The sequence below is a fragment of the Neobacillus sp. GCM10027624 genome (genome assembly GCF_042675345.1).
Classification (GTDB): domain Bacteria; phylum Bacillota; class Bacilli; order Bacillales; family Cytobacillaceae; genus Neobacillus; species Neobacillus cucumis_D.
This window is the reverse complement of record NZ_JBHTHD010000003.1, coordinates 505,301-522,734: the sequence shown is the minus strand read 5'-3', so window position 1 is coordinate 522,734 and position 17,434 is coordinate 505,301. Positions and strand designations below refer to the sequence as shown.

The 17,434-nt window shown below is 37.8% G+C and carries 16 protein-coding genes; 1 reads left to right on the top strand and 15 read right to left on the bottom strand.

The annotated features are described in order from the left end of the window. Position 1: 1 nt before the first annotated feature. From ACFQZ9_RS07495 to ACFQZ9_RS07450, 10 genes are all read right to left on the bottom strand, one after another. On the bottom strand, positions 2-826 hold the full coding sequence (locus ACFQZ9_RS07495; RefSeq protein ID WP_498943011.1) for an electron transfer flavoprotein subunit beta/FixA family protein: 825 nt from the start codon (positions 824-826) through the stop codon (positions 2-4). Between the two features lie 466 nt (positions 827-1,292). Continuing rightward, positions 1,293-2,603 (bottom strand): hemolysin family protein, encoded by a 1,311-nt coding sequence (locus tag ACFQZ9_RS07490; protein WP_198309619.1) that lies wholly within the window; start codon positions 2,601-2,603, stop codon positions 1,293-1,295. Positions 2,604-2,658: 55 nt separating this feature from the next. After that, positions 2,659-3,072: a MerR family transcriptional regulator gene (locus ACFQZ9_RS07485; protein ID WP_498943009.1), complete on the bottom strand. Its 414-nt coding sequence runs from the start codon at positions 3,070-3,072 to the stop codon at positions 2,659-2,661. 240 nt (positions 3,073-3,312) lie between these two features. Beyond that, entirely contained in the window at positions 3,313-3,501 is a 189-nt protein-coding gene (locus tag ACFQZ9_RS07480; RefSeq protein ID WP_198309617.1) for a hypothetical protein, read from the bottom strand. A 24-nt stretch (positions 3,502-3,525) separates the two neighbouring features. Beyond that, a complete protein-coding gene (gene ptsP / locus ACFQZ9_RS07475) occupies positions 3,526-5,238 on the bottom strand; it encodes a phosphoenolpyruvate--protein phosphotransferase (RefSeq protein ID WP_498943007.1) in 1,713 nt (570 codons plus the stop codon). Further along, the gene (locus ACFQZ9_RS07470) at positions 5,238-5,504 is read right to left on the bottom strand and encodes an HPr family phosphocarrier protein (RefSeq protein ID WP_498943005.1); all 267 of its coding nucleotides are present in this window, start codon (positions 5,502-5,504) and stop codon (positions 5,238-5,240) included. The genes ptsP and ACFQZ9_RS07470 overlap by 1 nt, the downstream gene beginning before the upstream one ends. A gap of 49 nt (positions 5,505-5,553) precedes the next feature. Then, on the bottom strand, positions 5,554-7,008 hold the full coding sequence (locus ACFQZ9_RS07465) for an NADP-dependent glyceraldehyde-3-phosphate dehydrogenase (protein ID WP_498943003.1): 1,455 nt from the start codon (positions 7,006-7,008) through the stop codon (positions 5,554-5,556). Between the two features lie 313 nt (positions 7,009-7,321). Continuing rightward, the gene (locus tag ACFQZ9_RS07460; RefSeq protein ID WP_498943002.1) at positions 7,322-8,029 is read right to left on the bottom strand and encodes a hypothetical protein; all 708 of its coding nucleotides are present in this window, start codon (positions 8,027-8,029) and stop codon (positions 7,322-7,324) included. 17 nt (positions 8,030-8,046) lie between these two features. Next, positions 8,047-9,201: a ParM/StbA family protein gene (locus ACFQZ9_RS07455; protein WP_498943000.1), complete on the bottom strand. Its 1,155-nt coding sequence runs from the start codon at positions 9,199-9,201 to the stop codon at positions 8,047-8,049. Between the two features lie 201 nt (positions 9,202-9,402). Next, on the bottom strand, positions 9,403-9,585 hold the full coding sequence (locus tag ACFQZ9_RS07450) for a Fur-regulated basic protein FbpA (protein ID WP_198309612.1): 183 nt from the start codon (positions 9,583-9,585) through the stop codon (positions 9,403-9,405). A gap of 371 nt (positions 9,586-9,956) precedes the next feature. Between ACFQZ9_RS07450 and ACFQZ9_RS07445 the strand changes: the two genes are divergently transcribed. Continuing rightward, on the top strand, positions 9,957-11,372 hold the full coding sequence (locus ACFQZ9_RS07445; protein WP_498942998.1) for a PQQ-dependent sugar dehydrogenase: 1,416 nt from the start codon (positions 9,957-9,959) through the stop codon (positions 11,370-11,372). A gap of 853 nt (positions 11,373-12,225) precedes the next feature. Here the strand turns inward: ACFQZ9_RS07445 and ACFQZ9_RS07440 are convergent. The 5 genes from ACFQZ9_RS07440 to ACFQZ9_RS07420 all read right to left on the bottom strand — a co-directional run bounded on the left by ACFQZ9_RS07440 (position 12,226) and on the right by ACFQZ9_RS07420 (position 17,316). After that, entirely contained in the window at positions 12,226-13,032 is an 807-nt protein-coding gene (locus ACFQZ9_RS07440; protein WP_498942997.1) for an ABC transporter permease, read from the bottom strand. Continuing rightward, positions 13,029-13,886, bottom strand: a complete 858-nt coding sequence (locus ACFQZ9_RS07435; RefSeq protein WP_327832846.1) for an ABC transporter permease — start codon at positions 13,884-13,886, stop codon at positions 13,029-13,031. The genes ACFQZ9_RS07440 and ACFQZ9_RS07435 overlap by 4 nt, the downstream gene beginning before the upstream one ends. Position 13,887: 1 nt before the next feature. Next, positions 13,888-14,976 carry an ABC transporter ATP-binding protein gene (locus ACFQZ9_RS07430; RefSeq protein ID WP_498942996.1) on the bottom strand — a complete coding sequence of 363 codons (1,089 nt, stop codon included), beginning with the start codon at positions 14,974-14,976 and terminating at the stop codon, positions 13,888-13,890. Between the two features lie 13 nt (positions 14,977-14,989). Continuing rightward, positions 14,990-16,075 (bottom strand): ABC transporter substrate-binding protein, encoded by a 1,086-nt coding sequence (locus tag ACFQZ9_RS07425; protein WP_498942994.1) that lies wholly within the window; start codon positions 16,073-16,075, stop codon positions 14,990-14,992. Between the two features lie 392 nt (positions 16,076-16,467). Beyond that, entirely contained in the window at positions 16,468-17,316 is an 849-nt protein-coding gene (locus tag ACFQZ9_RS07420) for a MurR/RpiR family transcriptional regulator (protein ID WP_498942993.1), read from the bottom strand. Positions 17,317-17,434: the final 118 nt, after the last annotated feature.

Below are 17,434 nucleotides of genomic sequence, written 5' to 3'. Positions count from 1 at the left end.
ATTATCCCTCCTTGACCGTAAACAATTCTTTCTTTTCAAGAATGACGGAAAGCAATTGGTCCACTTGTTCTAATGGATTGCCTTCAATCATCGTTCCCCCTGCTGGCGGCGGCGGGGCCCATACCTTTGATACAATCGTTGGAGATCCTTTCAAGCCAAGCTGTTTAATATCCACACCCTCCAAATCATCAACAGACCAGATAACTGGCTCATATTTCGCTGCTTTTAACATGTTTGGAAACGAAGAATACGGAACTTCATTGATCGTTTTTTCAACAGAAAACAAACAAGGTAAAGTGGATTTAATTACCTCAAACCCGTCCTCTAATTTACGATGGACAACGGCATACCCCTCGTCTTTATTAATTTCCACTACTTTATTCACTGAGGTGAGCGGCGGAATATCGAGCCTCCTTGCAATTCCAGGTCCGACTTGACCGGTATCTCCATCAATGGTCATTTTCCCACAGATGACGAGATCCACAGGATTGGTTTTTGAGATTTTTTCTAAGGCTTTCGTAAGAGCATAACTGGTTGCTAACGTATCCGCTCCCGCAAATCTTCGGTCCGTGATCAAATACCCTTCATCAGCCCCTATTTCAATACATTTTTTAATCGCCTTCACTGCTGGCGGCGGACCCATCGTTAGGACAGATACCGTTCCACCATACCGCTCTTTTAGTCGGACTGCCTCTTCTACCGCATGGGAGTCATAAGGATTTAAGATGGCAGGTGCCGTCCTGCGGTCCATGGTGTTGGTTTTTGGATTCATTTTAATAATTTTCGTGTCAGGTACTTGCTTAATACAGGCCACTATATGTAGCATTGAGTTCCTCCTTATCATTAGAAAAGCGGAAGGCATTTAGAAAATAATTGAGTAACTGCCTATATGCTTTTCGGTATTTTGGATTGGAATTGGGAGAACGGTGTGGAACCACCTATAAAAACTTAGAAAACTTGTACCGATTAAACACAATAGATGGCTATTCATTTTAACTATATTAAGGGAGTTGTACTAACATTCGAGTTTTCAGATAAATTCTTTTTATTTTGATGTGTTAAATTTATCTGGTGATTTCCGCTCCAGGCACAAGCGGTTCGCGGGCGTTCCGGGGAGCCTCCTCGTCGCTTACGCTCCTGCGGGGTCTCCCCTGCCCCGTACTCCCTCAGGAGTCTTCGTGCCTTCCGCTCCAATCAACTGGGTTAAAGGTCAACGATGTCCTTTTTACCATGTAATTAATCTTACAAATTTAAATCAAAAAAAATCCCTCTAAAATAAGAGGGATTCTGCATTAAACAAGGACTTCCTGTTTTACTGACTTTACTATTTCTAATGATTTGATATGGTAACCATCCACTTCAAGGACTTTAAATTCGTGATGACCATGACAAATAATTTCACCTTCAGTCACGTCCATCTTTTGGGATAAAATCCATCCGCCAATGGTATCAATATCCTCATCGTCTATATCTAAACCAAATAAATCATTTATTTCTTCAATAAGGACTTTACCATCCACAATCGTTTTATGTTCATTAATTTTATTAATTTCCGGTACTTCATCTGCGTCAAATTCATCCCGTATCTCACCAACAATCTCTTCGAGAATATCCTCAACCGTCACTAAACCAGCGGTACCACCATATTCGTCTAAAAGAATTGCCATATGAACACGTTCTTTTTGCATTTTAACTAATAAATCGTGGATTGGAATTGATTCAATTACTTGGATGACCGGACGAACATAATGTTCAACAGTAGTTCCTAAACTCTTTCCTTTAATAAATTCAGTCATGACTTCTTTAATGTTCAACATTCCGACGATGTTATCCTTTTCTCCATCAATAACTGGGTATCTCGTATAATTTTCCTCTGTAACAATTTTAAGACATTCTTCTAATGATTGTGATTTATCAAACGCCACAATTTCAGTACGGGGAACCATTATTTCTTTTGCAATACGATCATCAAATTCAAAAATATTATTCACATATTTATATTCAGACTGATTAATTTCCCCGCTTTTATAGCTTTCTGAAATAATGATTTGGAGCTCTTCCTCAGAGTGAGCAGCTTCGTGTTCGGAAGCAGGTTTCAATCCAAAGATGCCTGTAATCAAACGGGCTGAGCCATTTAATGCTTTTATAAAGGGATACATAATTTTATAAAAAAGCATCATTGGTCTCGCAAAAAGTAATGTAACCGTTTCTGCTTTTTGTATCGCAAATGTTTTAGGGGCAAGTTCCCCTACTACGACGTGAATAAATGTGACTACAGCAAATGCGATAACAATGGATGCAATACTTGAAACGGATTCAGGCAAGTTAAGGTTTACTAATAAAGGATGTAGAATATGATCCACTGTAGGTTCACCTAACCAACCTAATCCTAATGCGGTAACGGTAATACCCAACTGACATGCGGATAAATATTCATCAAGATTCGAAACAATTCTTTTGGCCGCAATTGCATTCTTGTTTCCTTCGCCAACAAGCTGATCAATTCGTGTACTGCGGACTTTCACAATGGCAAATTCATAGGATACGAAAAATGCCGTAAATGCAATTAAAATTGCAATGATCATTAAATTAATAATTATCAATAATCTCCTAACTTACTAGTAAGTTAGGAATACACCTCCTAGTATTCTAAAACGTTTAATCAAATAATAATAACAATGTTTGAGCCAGTATAACACCCTGTGAAGAAAGCTTATTTACAAGCATTTCTTTTTCAGTTTGATTTAATTTTTGAAGAATAGGCTCAATCACTGTTATTTCCTCTTTAAGATGTCCCATAAGGATAGCAATTTGTTCACAATGTTTTTCTACTTTCACTTTATCAATCCCATTATCGGAATTTAGCATTTTAATAGAAGATTTAATTTCCTCAAGTGGCATATTAAGAGTTTTATAATGTTCAACCATTTCCAAAATTTTAATACAATCTTCTCCATACATTCGGTAATTCGAATCCGTTCTCACAGGGTTCAGTAAGCCTATTTGGGTGTAATAATCAATGGTTCTTTTAGAAATACCCATTAAACGTGCTAATTCACCAATTCGATACAACTTCCCAACTTACTCACCCCTTTTTCGTTATGTTAACTATATCACAATCAAAACCATACAGTCAACGTGATAGTTTAATAAAATCATAGTTAACCAAAATGTGTTTAGAAATCATTTATAGAACTAAAAAAAATCATTAAACAAAAAACCTCCTTAACTAATTGAATTTCCACTTTAGTAAGGAGGCTAAACAATATTTTTAATATTAAAAAACGACTCAATGTAAAAAGTATATCTTAATTACCTTTTTGAAGATACAACCCCTGTTTTCTCAACAACCATAGGCCAGCTTAATTTTAATCTTCGACAAATGGTCGTACTTAAAACCAGGCCTTTCTTCTTCAACAAATCATAATCCCTTTGGCTCGTTGAACCGATCCGAAGCAATTCCTTTTTTAAATCCCTAAGGGTTTCTTCATTTGATTTCAAGAAAACCACCCCCTAAAAAAGTATTTATTTTGTTATATTTTTTACTGCTTCAATAACCTGGGAGGTTGTTTGCATAGTTAAAACTTCTTCTGCAAGCTTTTCCATTTCCGATTTTTTCAAGTTACGTATGAGTGAACGAGCTTTTAAAATAGAAGTGGCGCTCATTGAAAATTCATCGAGGCCTAGGCCAAGAAGTACTGGTATGGCCGTTTCATCTCCTGCCATTTCTCCACACATTCCAGCCCATTTACCTTCAGCATGTGCTGCATCAATCACCATTTTTACTAATCGTAAAATCGATGGGCTATACGGCTGATAAAGATAGGCAACCCTTTGGTTCATCCTATCTGCTGCCATTGTATATTGAATCAAATCATTCGTTCCGATACTAAAGAAATCCACTTCTTTTGCGAATTGATCTGCTAAGATGGCAGTTGAAGGAATTTCAACCATAATACCAAGTTCAATCTGCCCAGCTATTTGTAATCCTTGAGAAACAAGCTTTTGCTTTTCTTCCTCCAAAATAGCTTTAGCAGAACGGAATTCATCGAGTGTTGCAATCATCGGGAACATGATCTTTAAGTTTCCATAAATGCTGGCTCGGAGCAGGGCTCGAATCTGAGTACGAAAAACATCTTGTTCTTCCAGGCATAGACGAATCGCACGGAATCCTAAAAATGGATTCATTTCTTTGGGTAGATCTAAATATGGAAGTTCTTTATCTCCGCCGATATCAAGTGTCCGAACCACTACTGGCTTTCCACTCATTCCTTCTAATACAGCCTTATACGCTTCGAACTGTTCTTCTTCTGTTGGAAGTTGATCTCTGCCCATATATAGGAATTCAGTCCGATAAAGTCCGACACCTTCCCCGCCATTTGCCATAACCCCTGTTAAGTCATTCGGTGTACCAATGTTAGCCGCTAATTCAACGTGATGGCCATCGGCAGAAACTGTTTTTTCGTTGACAAGCTTTGCCCATTCCGCTTTTTGAATTTCATATTCTTCAGCCATTTTACGGAACTGCTCCACCACTTCAGGTGTTGGGTTAATGTGAACCTCACCCTTTAAGCCATCCACAACCACTAGATCGCCATGGTTGATTTCCTCTGTAGCTGTTTTTGTACCAACAACAGCAGGGATTTCCATTGAACGGGCCATAATCGCTGAATGCGATGTACGCCCCCCGATGTTCGTGGTAAATCCTTTTACAAATTGTCGATTTAATTGTGCTGTATCAGAAGGCGTTAAGTCCTCCGCCACAATGATCACTTCTTCAGCAATCATACCAGGATTAACAATTTGAACACCTAATAAATGCGAGAGAACACGTTTTGTCACGTCACGAATATCTGCAGCACGTTCTCTCATATATTCATTATCCATTTGTTCAAACATCATAATGAACATATCTGCCGTTTCGCTAAGGGCAGACTCTGCATTTACTTTCTCAGTATGAATCTTATCTATAATCGGACCCGTTAATTCAGGATCATTCAAAACAAGAAGATGCGCTTCAAAAATGGCTGCTTTATCTGCACCAAGGTCCACTATGGCTCTATCGCGAATGGCTTCAAGCTCTGAATTTGCTTTCTTTACTGCGGCATTGAAACGTTCTACTTCTGCATCAGTATGATCAATCGTTTTCTTTTCAAAAGATAAATCTTGGTCAACGAGACGGTAGGCCTTTGCAATGGCAATCCCATTTGAGGCAGCAATTCCATGTAAGAAGCTCATTATTCAGCCAAACCTTTCTTTGTTAAGATTTCTTCGAGGCTTCTTAATGCCTCTTCCTCATCACTGCCATCTGCAGAAATGCTGATTTCTGCCCCTTGACCTATGCCTAAAGACATAACACCCATGATCGATTTTAAGTTTACACTTTTTCCTTTGTATTCCATATTAATTCCAGAATCAAATTTACTTGCAGTTTGAACTAATAGTGTTGCCGGTCTTGCATGAATTCCTGATGCTTCAATTATTTTAAATTGTTTTTCTACCATCGTTAAATCTAACTCCTTTAAAAAATATGTAAGGTAAATGAAAATTGGGCTACTCTGTAAGGTTTAAAACGGTTACTTTCTCCCGTGTCATCGATTCGATACTCTTACGAATTCCTTGAACTCCTATTCCCGATCCTTTTATACCGATAAAGGGAAAATGATCTGGGCCGCGCTCGGTACGGCCATTAATTTGGACGGATCCGGCTTCCATTTTATTCGAAATCGCAAACGCTTTGTTCACATCTTTTGTAAAAATACTTGCCTGGAGGCCATATTCAGATTCATTCGCAAGTTTAATTGCCTCTTCATCAGATGAAACGCGAATGATTGGTAGTACAGGTCCAAACGGTTCCTCCCATGCCACACGCATTTCTCCAGTAACATAATCAAGTAGCGTTGGATGAATCAAGTTACGTTCCCTTTTGTTTCCAATTACTACTTCAGCCCCATGACCAAGTGCATCAGCAATCAAAATTTGAATAAAATCGGCTGATTTCTTATCAATTAAAGGAACAATGGTACAGCCATCTTCCGGAGAACCCACAGTCAATCTTTCCACTTCTTCTTTTAATAATCCCACAAGCTCATCGGCTACGTTTTCATTTACAAGCACCCGTTTAATCGCTGTACAGCGTTGACCGGAATAAGAGAACGCACCGCTGATAATTTGTTTAGCTGCTTCTTTCAAATCGGCATCTTCACAGACGATGCCGGGATCTTTTCCACCAAGCTCAAGGACAAGGGGAACCATCGCCGATTTCTTGGCTAATCTAACACCTGTCTGGGTCCCGCCCGTAAATGAAATCATATTAATTCCCTTATGTTCGACTAAGTAATCACCAATCACAGAACCTTTGCCTGTAACAAGGTTGACAAGGCCATTTGGTAACCCTGTTTCATCAAGGGCTTCAATCATTTTTGTACCGCTGATAGCACCTTGTGTTGCAGGTTTAAAAATAACAGCGTTTCCTGCCATTAAGGCCGGGGCTATTTTTGCTGCAGCTAGATTTACCGGGTAGTTAAAGGGAGAAATCGCTAATACTACCCCTAATGGCACGCGGTCAACAATGGCAATTTTATTTTTAGACCCGCCTGGAAAACTTTCGCCCCTCATGCTTTCTCCATGCATATGCAGGGCTTCTTCAATGGTGTAACGGATAAAATCCGCTGTGCGGGTAACTTCACTTTTTGCATCTTTAAAGCTTTTGCCTACTTCTTTCATAATCATTTCTGCGATTTCTTCTTGCCTGCTAACTAATTCATCTGCCCATTTATATAAGTAGCTTGCACGTTGTTGAAGTGAGAACTCTGCCCATAATTTTTGAGCCTCATGAGCCGAATAAATCGCTTCATCCACCTCTTCTTTTGTGATTGCTTGCACTTTTCCAATTACTTCCGAAAGGTAAGGTGACATGATGTTAATGGTTTCGCCCGAAAGGCTTTCTTTCCATTCTCCGTTACTATAAAACTTGTAAGATGATAAGTTTAATACGTTTGTCCCCAAAAAAATTCCTCCTTGAAAATAAATTGTAAATGAACTTAAAACCAGATGAATATTCATCGGGACATTTTATGTCCCTAGAGGACATAAAATGTCCCAGTTGAATCAAAAAAAAGTAATCCTGTTCCTGATACTTTTTTTATTCTAGCAAGACTTCATTTTTTTCACAAGGATTTTTTCTATATTTCTAAATATTTTCTATTTTCATTTAGCCTAACTACGTGAATTAATTTCATAATTGTTTTTTGAATTTGTGAAAGAAATCTTTTTAAAATAACGAAAAAAGTAGCAGAACATCTCTCTGCTACTTCATTTTTTAAAAATCCATATCTATTACTTCTTCAATAGTCCCTGTAACCTGATCACTTTCGACCAATTGACCTTCTTTCAAATCATTCTCTTCTTTAGCCTGTTCCAAAGCGGGCTTTGTGGTATTTGGATTAGCAGGATCGACAGGACGAGAACTAAGTTCATTTTTAAGTAAGTGAATCTCACTTAATAACTCGCTGCGTAGGGATTTTAACAACGTTTGGAATTGATCCTTATCTAATTTTTGCTCACCGAGTTTCGTTACAAAATCCCGTAATTCGTTTGTTTGAACGGACCCCACCCCAATATGATCAACATCGAGAAGGGAGGCAAATTCTTGTTTAAGTGAGTTGATCTTGCTTAAAAACTCTTCACGAAGAGTATCGATTGTCTCTTCTTTTTCAATTTTCTTCATATCCTGCTCAACAAGCTTTGTTATATAATCCTCCAATTCATTTGCCTGTGCTTTTTGCTCAAGAAATGAATATACCTTTGGAGAAATTTCCGATGTTTTTAAAGTCAACTCTACAGGTTCGTTTTTACTTCCTGATTCTATATTCATTAATCTGAACACATCCGTTTGGAGATTAGCAGCCGTTAAAAAAAAGTTTGATAGAGCGTAAAATGGTGCAAACATCTGTGCACCTAGATTTGACTCCATATTGTACAATCCGAATGCGGACTTATCAGCCAGAAGATGATCTTTGTTGCTCATACGTTCTTCTCCCCTTCTTAGGCGAAAACTACGTTGGTTTCATGCCTGCTTAAAATTTCTAGACCATATAAATTAAGTTTTCTTGGATCAGGTAGGAATAGATGATTTTGTTCTCTTATTTCGACGCCATACCTTTTATCAATTGATTCCTCAATGAATTGTTTAAGGATTCCAGCTATTCCACCTATATAAACATATTTATAGACCTTATCTTTAGGGGATGGGAAGGTGTTTTCAATTTTCGTTAATAATATTTGCGTGTACTCCCTTAATGACTCATGGATTTGCTCTGTAAGATCCACTTTTTTCCCGCTATTACCATCGCGTTGCTCCATTTTTGTTTTCTCTATTGTTTTGATAATGAATTCTTCTAGCGAGCGAACATCCTCAAAATACTCTAGTAACTTTTCATTTCTCAATTTTTCGATGTGTTTTAAGTATGAAATATCAGCGAAGCAGTTCAATGAATCCCTGCTTTTAGGAGATTGAAGACCTGCTTGGAGCAAAGCAAGATCAACAGTCCCTCCCCCTAGATCCACAATTAGGGTTTCATAGTTTTTAAATGAATTTGCTTCCTCACGATCCTGTAAATCAAAGTCTTTTTTAATGGCCCAACGAGCAACTTCACTTTCAATCCGGCATTTGCTTGTTTCAACGTGAATGGTTACAACTCTGTCTAACCCTGGAGTTAGAATCGCTACCTGATGCTCCCCTTTAAATCGGCTTGCCATTTTATTTTGCATATCACTGAACTTGTTCGTTTTCTTAAGTAACCAAATTGGAAGCATGGTTGAAAAATAATTAATGTTTACTCTAGTATCTTCTTTGCCGTTTCCTTTTAATACATTGTAATAGGCAACTGACGCCAGGAACATTACGTACGGAATCTCAGATTCTGTTTTATCATGAAGCTTGTTGATGTGAATATTTCCTAACACCTGTTTTTCCGCTGAATCGCCTACCAGATAATACTTCTCTACACCATCTATCGTGGTTGAAATGAGCATATTTTGAAGAAGGGATTGGGGATCATTAAAAGTAGTCGGGTAGTGGCCGTCTGCCTTTTCCTTCGTAATTTCTACTACATTGGTAGGAATCTCAAAGTAATAACCATCCACAAGGGTTTGAAAGATCGAATTACCAAAATCGACATTCTGACGTTTTATTTCCATAATTTCTCCTCTTTTCATGCTTTTTCCTGATAATAAGTATATATTCTTCTCTCCTATTTGTCTAAATATGTTGATAATTTTTTAGATTACGATAACTTAATATTCCACATTATTTTGTCATTTAAACTTAGTAAACTTGAATGTATATAAAAAAAGACTGCAGGTGCGGAAACACCATACAGTCTGCAAGCGGATCTATTTTTAAACCCATTGAATTGAGCCAAACTCACCATGAGGATGGTTTTGTAATTTAAATTTCCTATACTCATATTCTAATTTCGCTAGTGGCAGCTTATAAAGCTGTTGATCTTCTTTGTTATATACGTTTAAAAAAATTAGTTTATTGATAAGTTTATTTCGCTTTTTATCATCGTTTTTTCTCATCATAAACACTCCTTCAGTTTTACATAAAACTTTTCTTGAATACAACAACTTTAATTCGGTCTGTTTTAATTTTTTTATTAGATTAATTGTATTATAAACTTATAATTCCTATCTGTAAAGTATGAATTAAAAAATAATGAATGAACCCACAAAATAACAGTGCCTGGCACCACCCGAAAAATCTTGTTCCACATAAAAGTTCCACACGCTAATGAGCGAATTTATTCATTAAATGAAAAAACGCACGGGTAAAAATTCCCGTGCGGTTAAGCAGGTATTATGCCTTTTCAGTCCCGGCCCAAATTGGTACTAATAGAACAGTTCTGCTCATATTTTTATTAAAGAAAACAATTGAAGGAGTGGAAAGTTAGGTGATAAAAGTTAAGGTTCGTTTACGGCCCGTTGTTAGTAAGATTAATTTACCCACTGTTTTGAGAACAACAATACTTCCCGGTGACTCAATTGAGAGATTATTTATTGCAACCCAGGTAGGTGAGATCTTTTACATAGACAATGGAGTTATACGGACTTATTTAGATATTCGCCCGCGAATCATAAAACTAGGCGGCTCTGGCGGGGGTTATGATGAACGTGGATTGCTGGGGCTGGCGTTTCATTCCCAATTTTATAAGAACGGTTTATTTTATCTTCATTATTCAGTAGCTGGGACACAAGGTCCAGGTGCTCTTTCTGAACATTTTAGTCCTGACCCGTGTGATCCCAAAACATTAACCCAAAGATGGATAAATAGGGAAACTCAATATGATCATATTGATACAGTGGAAGAATGGATTTTACAGTCGAATGGCTACCCTCAAAAGCGACGAACATTGCTTAACTTAAGAAGACCCTTTATGAATCATAATGGTGTCAATAGCTTAAATTTTTCACCTGAAACAGGAAAACTTGTTTTAACAACCGGAGATGGCGGATCGGGCTATGACCCGTTTAATTTGAGCCAAGATACTTTGGAAATAGCCGGAAAAATCATTGAAATTGACGTAGTTAAGAATACTTTTATCGATAATCCACCTGTAGTCACACGTTTTGATGAACTTCCCGTTCCTATTCAGGAAACACTTTCGGTTATAGCCAAAGGAGTTCGCAATATAACAGGCATTTCATTCCAAAGGTTTTATAACCAGTATATCAAAATTGTGGGAAATGTCGGACAGGATTTAGTAGAATCCATTTTTTCATTCGTTCATTATAAACCAATACCCGTTACGCAGCTTGTTCAAGCTTCTGTAAGAAACACTGAACCTAACCAAGAAGGATTTATTAACTTTGGCTGGCGAGGATGGGAAGGTGCTTTTCCTACTTCGATTAAAAGGGGCTGCTCCGAAAATCCTACTTTGGATGAGAAAACTATTGCTTATTTTCATGAAGCAGTAAACACTTCAGTGAGCCGTCTTCCGCCTTTAACTAGTTATTATCATAAAGACCAAAGGCCCGATAAGTTTGGAGGAACTTCGCTTACAGGAGTGCAAGCTTATATGGGGAATGAAATCCCCGGGTTAACGGGCAGCGTTGTGTTTACCGATCTTGCGAGGCATGAAGAATCTCGCCCACCGGTTAGAGGAGTTTTAGCCTATACCAGGGTTAGAACAGATGGCAAACTAAATGATTTCAGTGTGATTGAAACGGATTATAATTTTGGGCCTCAATCCGCTTATTATGTTAGTTTGGGAACGAATTTAGATCAAACCAGACTATATTTAGGGGTATTTGGCTCTATGAAGGTGACTGATTTTAATCAGGGGACCGTTTTTGAAATTGTTCCGTAGTTTATAAATTTGACTTATGTACTTGTGCCTAGTCACTACTTGAAAAGTCTTGTTTCTTATATCAAAAGAAAAAACGCACGAGTAAAATTCATCACCGTGCGCTTAATATGTATTATTAGCATCAAAAGTGGCGGGACTGCGTGGGAATCGAACCCACCAGACCTGGCACGCAGGTCTCATGCGGTTTTGAAGACCAAGCTCCCTATTTGCAAATTAGTTGATGTTTATAAAATCAGGAGAATCCCCGCCAAATCAACTTCAAATGAGTGTAATATTGGACCTACGTCAAGAAAACGGACATATAAATTGATTATTTTTTTAAAAAAACACTACCGCGCTATCGCTCGGTGGACTGTACAAATGGTGACCTATCTCACGATACGTCACCATTTGTACAGGTAATCTAGTAAAATCAAGCACCTCTATTTTTTTGGTAATAAGCTTTTTCAAACGCATTTGGAGCTTGACCAAAAGATTCATAGTTTCTTCAAAGGTCTTCGCGTTCATTGTTTCACTAATTGAGTTTTTTCAAAGTTTTCACAACTACAAGCATAAATGTATATAACCGTTTGGCGAGTTCGACTTCCCAAGAACTGATTCCACATTCAATCGATCCATTCCTGGCTTGATTAACCATGCGTAGTAAAACCAATAATATTACAATTAAATGTAAAATATATTACTATGACTTATGCTAGCTCGATTTTAGCAAAATTGATTAAGTGTTCGTTCCAAGCTATGTCATATGGAAACCAAAGACCAAGTCATATAATGTAATGTCCACAATTGATGCTGATTGGTGATTATCAATGTTACCTGCACTGGCTGGGTCTACTCATACTTATTGCTTTCTCTAGTGTGAATTTGTTTCCATCCCAAACAACCGCTGAAGGCCATATACTTTTTCCAATAAAATAACTGGAATTAAGCTTAATAGAATCACTGCCGTTGATATTGCCGATATTAACGGATCTACATTTTCCTGAATGTAGCTGAATATCGTCAGGGGAAGTGTCATCTGCTGCGGTGACACTAAAAACAAAGACAGTGTAACGTTGTCAAACGAATTAAGAAAAGAAAAGATGAATCCAGAAAAAACGGCAGGTCTAATCAACGGAAGGGTAATATCCCAAAATACTCTAATTGGTTTTGCTCCTACAATGGCTGCTGCTTTTTCAAGACTATAATCAAAACTTGTCATTCCAGTCAAAACCAGACGAACGACGTACGGAATAGTAATCAGCAAATGCGCCAAAAGCAATCCTAGAAAAGAACCCGCTATGCCAATCTTAGTAAAATAAATCAATACAGCAATTCCCACGATTAATGAAGGAACACTTAATGGCGAAAGTAAAAATGTATTTACAATCTTCTTTCCCCTAAACTTATACTTCGCTATGGAAAGGCCAGCCAATGTACCTATAATAGTCGCCACGATGGCAGTTACCACAGCCAATTCTACACTGAATATAAAAGAATCTATAAATTCTGGGCGATCTAGTATTTTCGCATACCATTGAAAAGACACCCCCTGCGGAGGAAACGACAGGAATTGGGCTGCTGTTAGCGAGCTAGGAATAAGAACGATAAAAGGAGAGATTACAAAAAACAAAACGATAAATGTTAAAACCCCAAGCCAAGAGAAGCGAATCGTTCTCATGATTGGAACACCTCCTTATAACGGTGTGTTTCCACAAGTTTGGTAAATGTGCCCGCCAAGATAAGCGTAAAGGCTAGTAAAATAAAGGATAAAGCAGTACCAAAAGGCCAATTTTGTGTAATCAGAATTTCTTGATAGATCAGAGTTGGCATCACTTTTACCGCAGTTCCTCCCAACAAAGCAGGTGTCACAAATGCACTCATGGATAAACTAAATACCAGGACAATCCCAGAAAAAATCCCCGGCAAACTTAACGGAAATGTAATCGTAAAGAAAGAAGTAAAACGTCTCGCACCCATAATCGAAGCAGCTTTGTACAGGGATTGATCTATGGCATAAAGACTAGTCGCAATCGCTAAAATCATATACACAATAAAGGAGTCTGCTAAACCAATAACAGTACCTAATTCGTTATACATCAGGCGTAAAGGCTTTTGGATAATGCCCATATTCATTAGCAAACTATTGATCAAACCATTTTCATTTAATATGATTGTCCAGCCAAAATTGCGGATGACTACACTTACCAAATGAGGTACAAGTACAAGCAAAGTAACGAGGCTTCTTACTTTCCCTTCCGATTTCGCCATATACATTGCTACAGGATAGCCGAAAACAAACGTTACCAAAACTGTCCAAACACTGATTTTAACTGAACGCCAAAGGATATCCCAATAATAGAGATCCTTAAAGAAAACGAAGTAGTTTTGCAAGGTAAAGTGTAAGTCTTTATCTTCAAAACTATGAAAAAACATCATCAACATGGGAATTAAGAAAAATACCATTAAAACAACCATTGTAGGAGCCAACAAGAGACCAATAATTAAGCTTGTTCGTAAAGAAGTTTTCGCCATACTAGAAGTTCTCCTCTACAACCATAATATCTTCTGTATGACAAAAGCCGTAAACTTGAGCCCCTTCAACGAAATGTCTCTGAGGTTGTTGCGTTCGCACAATCAGCTCGTGTTTTCCCACAGAAATGTGATATTCCGTAATCGGGCCAAGAAAAGTGACAAGCTTGACGATACCACTAAAAGTAGTTACATCAACGCTACCGACCGGATCCATTGTCAATTGGATGGTCTCTGGACGCATATACGTTGAAACCTTTTCGCCCGAGACAAATTTCTTCTCCTTGCTCCTTGCCTTAATGGACAGGCCATCCTCCGTCTGAATGGTAAGGTCATTGCCATCCAAAGCCTTTACAGTACCATCCAGTCGGTTCGTTTTCCCAATAAAAGTATGGACAAACTCCGTAGCCGGTCGGTGATAGATATCAGAGGGGGAGCCGATTTGCTCAATGTTTCCATGACTCAAGACAACAATTCGGTCGGATAGCGACAAGGCCTCTTCCTGATCATGGGTCACAAAAATGGTGGTAACCCCAATTTCCTTATGTAGACGTTTCAATTCATCTCTTAACTCCTCACGAAGCTTCGCGTCCAAGTTACTGAGCGGTTCGTCCAGTAACAGAATGGATGGTTCCATTACTAACGCTCTGGCGATTGCGATACGTTGACGTTGACCACCTGAAAGCTGTTTGGGAAAGCGTGTTTGCACTTGAGGTAGTTTGACCAGTTCAAGAACTTTTTTCACTCTTACGGCTATTTCATCTTTCGGAAGTTTCCTCAATTTTAATCCATATGCTATATTTTCAAACACGGTCATATGCGGGAACAATGAGTAGGTTTGGAAGACCATCCCCAAGTCTCTTTTGTAGGTAGGTACTCCATTCATTAATCTTCCCTTGATCAACAATTCCCCTTCATCCGCTTCCAAGAAGCCCGCAATCATATTGAGTGTGGTGGTTTTCCCACAGCCCGAAGGCCCGAGAAAGGAGATAAATTCTCCCCTCTCGATCTGTATACTAAAATCCTTTACAATCGTGTTTCCATTAAAGCTTTTCTTTATATGTCTTAGTTCAACATCATACTTTTTTTCCAACTGGTAGTCCCCCTTACTTATTGACTTTGGTTGCGACCTCTTTGTTGAATCTCTCTACCCATTTGGCATACTCGTTACTAACCAATTCTGTATCCACACTCACCGCTTTACTTTTATCGTAGTCAATTTTTTTGGACGCTTCTGCCGATAATTTCACATCTGTTACTGGGTTCAGATATAATTTTTCTCCTAGTGTTTTCTGCACTTCATCGGTCAGAAGAAAATCAATAAACTTTTTCGCCGCTTTAGTATGAGGTGCTCCTTTTACCAAGTTGGCAAATTGAGTCGAAAGGATAGTCCCTTCTTTTGGAATAACAAATTCCATAGGAACACCAGTATCAGCCAAGGTTAAACTTCGGTTCGAATTCCATACCGTATAGGCCACTCTTTTTTGTTGTAACGCCTGTTGAATTTGTGCAGTGTTATTTAAAAATGTAGGTAAACCAGAAGCAATCTCTGCGTATTTTGCAAAACCCGGTTCAATTTTCTTCTCAGATCCCCCATTTGAGTAAGCTAACATGAGCAAGGTGGTTCGTCCGAAATTATTGCTGATATCCGAAAGTGCTAGATTTTCTTTTACCTTTGGATTGGTTAAGTCATTCCAGGATGTAGGTACTGGTAACCCTTTGCTATCCACAAGCTCTTTGTTATAAGAAATCCCCATAGTCGAGTAAAATACAGGCACTCCACTGTTATCTTTTGCTTTAGAACCAAATTGAGCTTTTTCCAAATTAGGTACATCTTTTTTATCTACTTTTTGCCAAAGCCCCTCTTTGCGTCCAATCTCTTGGGAGTTGGAATCTACGATTGCAAAGTCAATTTGAGGAGAAGCTTTTTGTGCTCTCACTTTGGCTACAATGTCCCCTGAAACTCCAGAAACATAACTGATTTTTACTTCCGGATATTTTTTTTGAAACTGCTTGAAGACATCGTCTCTCATAACATTTTCAAATTCCGCCCCATTACCAGCAATAACCAGTTGGTTTTCAATGCCATTCTTGCTTTCTGCCTTAGAAGCTGTACTCTGTTGTCCACAACCTGTGATCAGTGCACCCAACATGGTGGTTACAGCAAGACTTGTTAACCATTTTTTCTTCATCTCTTTCATCCCCTCTTTACTTTTATAAATTTTTTATCTAACTAGTTTTATAGTTGTAATAAATACTACAATATTTACTTTTAACGTATTTTTTATTACATATATAGGCAAAAAAATATTAATTTCTATCGGTTTTCTTATTGGAAAGGCCTGGCTAACTAAGTTGCGCAACGACTTTTATACTTGGGCCCAACCAACGTTTTAAAGGTCGCTGTCGACCTCCCTCTTAGTGATGAAGCGCTTTCTTTTTAATTTGAAAATATACAGAATTGGCCGCCCGTGTATAAACCCCAGTTGAACAGCGTGTGGCCTTTTCTATTAATCAAAAATTAGAATATTTTGTGATTCCAATCTAAATATTTGGTTTATTAATAGATTCAAAGATATCATCCTTAATCTAAATGGTGATAGCCCAAATCGGTAATAATTGGTTCAATTGACTTAAATCGTTCTTTTGTTTTATCCGGGTAATTTATTGCTATTGCACTAATAAGATAATCAGCAATAAACATTGGTCCAATGATAGAATTGTGAAATGCAATGCTTTGGTAGCTGCAAGAAATTAATAAATCAGTGAAACCCACTAAAGGAGATGAGTATCCGTCAGTAATAGAAATAATCTTCGCATTATTTTGTTTTGCAATTCTCGCCATGTTTATCATTCTGCTAGAATATCTTGGAAAACTGATGATGATCACTAAATCAGATGATGAAAAATTAGTTACTTTTTCTGGCCAATCATCTTCAATGGCCAAATGACTGTTACCAAACAATCGATTGAATCCGTGATTTAAAAATTGAGCTACTGGCTTACTTGTTCTGGCACCTAAACAATAAATCTGATTGGCAGAACATATCATATCAAGCATCTTATTCAAAGTTTGGCTATCGATGAGATCCATCGTGGAACGAATATTTTCTATTTGGTTTTCTGCACAATGGACTAATAAATCGCTTTCATTAATTTCTTTCAGATTTGCTTGCAACCTTGTTTGAGGATCTACCCTATTTCTTAGTAGTTCTTGAAGTTCCTTTTGAAATTCAGCATAACCCGAAAAGCCTAATTTAAAAGCCATCCTCATAATCGTAGTAGTACTTGTTCCTACAAGTCCAGCCAATTGATCAACAGTTAAAAAAGCAACATCCATTGCATTTTTGATGATATAATCCGCTACTTTACGTTGAGTTTCTGTTAATTTCGGTGCTTTATTTTGAATTAATTGGATTACATTCGTTTTCATAACTTTCTCCTTGTACCGTAATCATGTTATAAGATGCCCTGAGGATAATATATCATCAAAAAAAACTGGATTATCTGGTGCTGAAGTAACTCCCTCAAAGTCATAATATCATATGGTC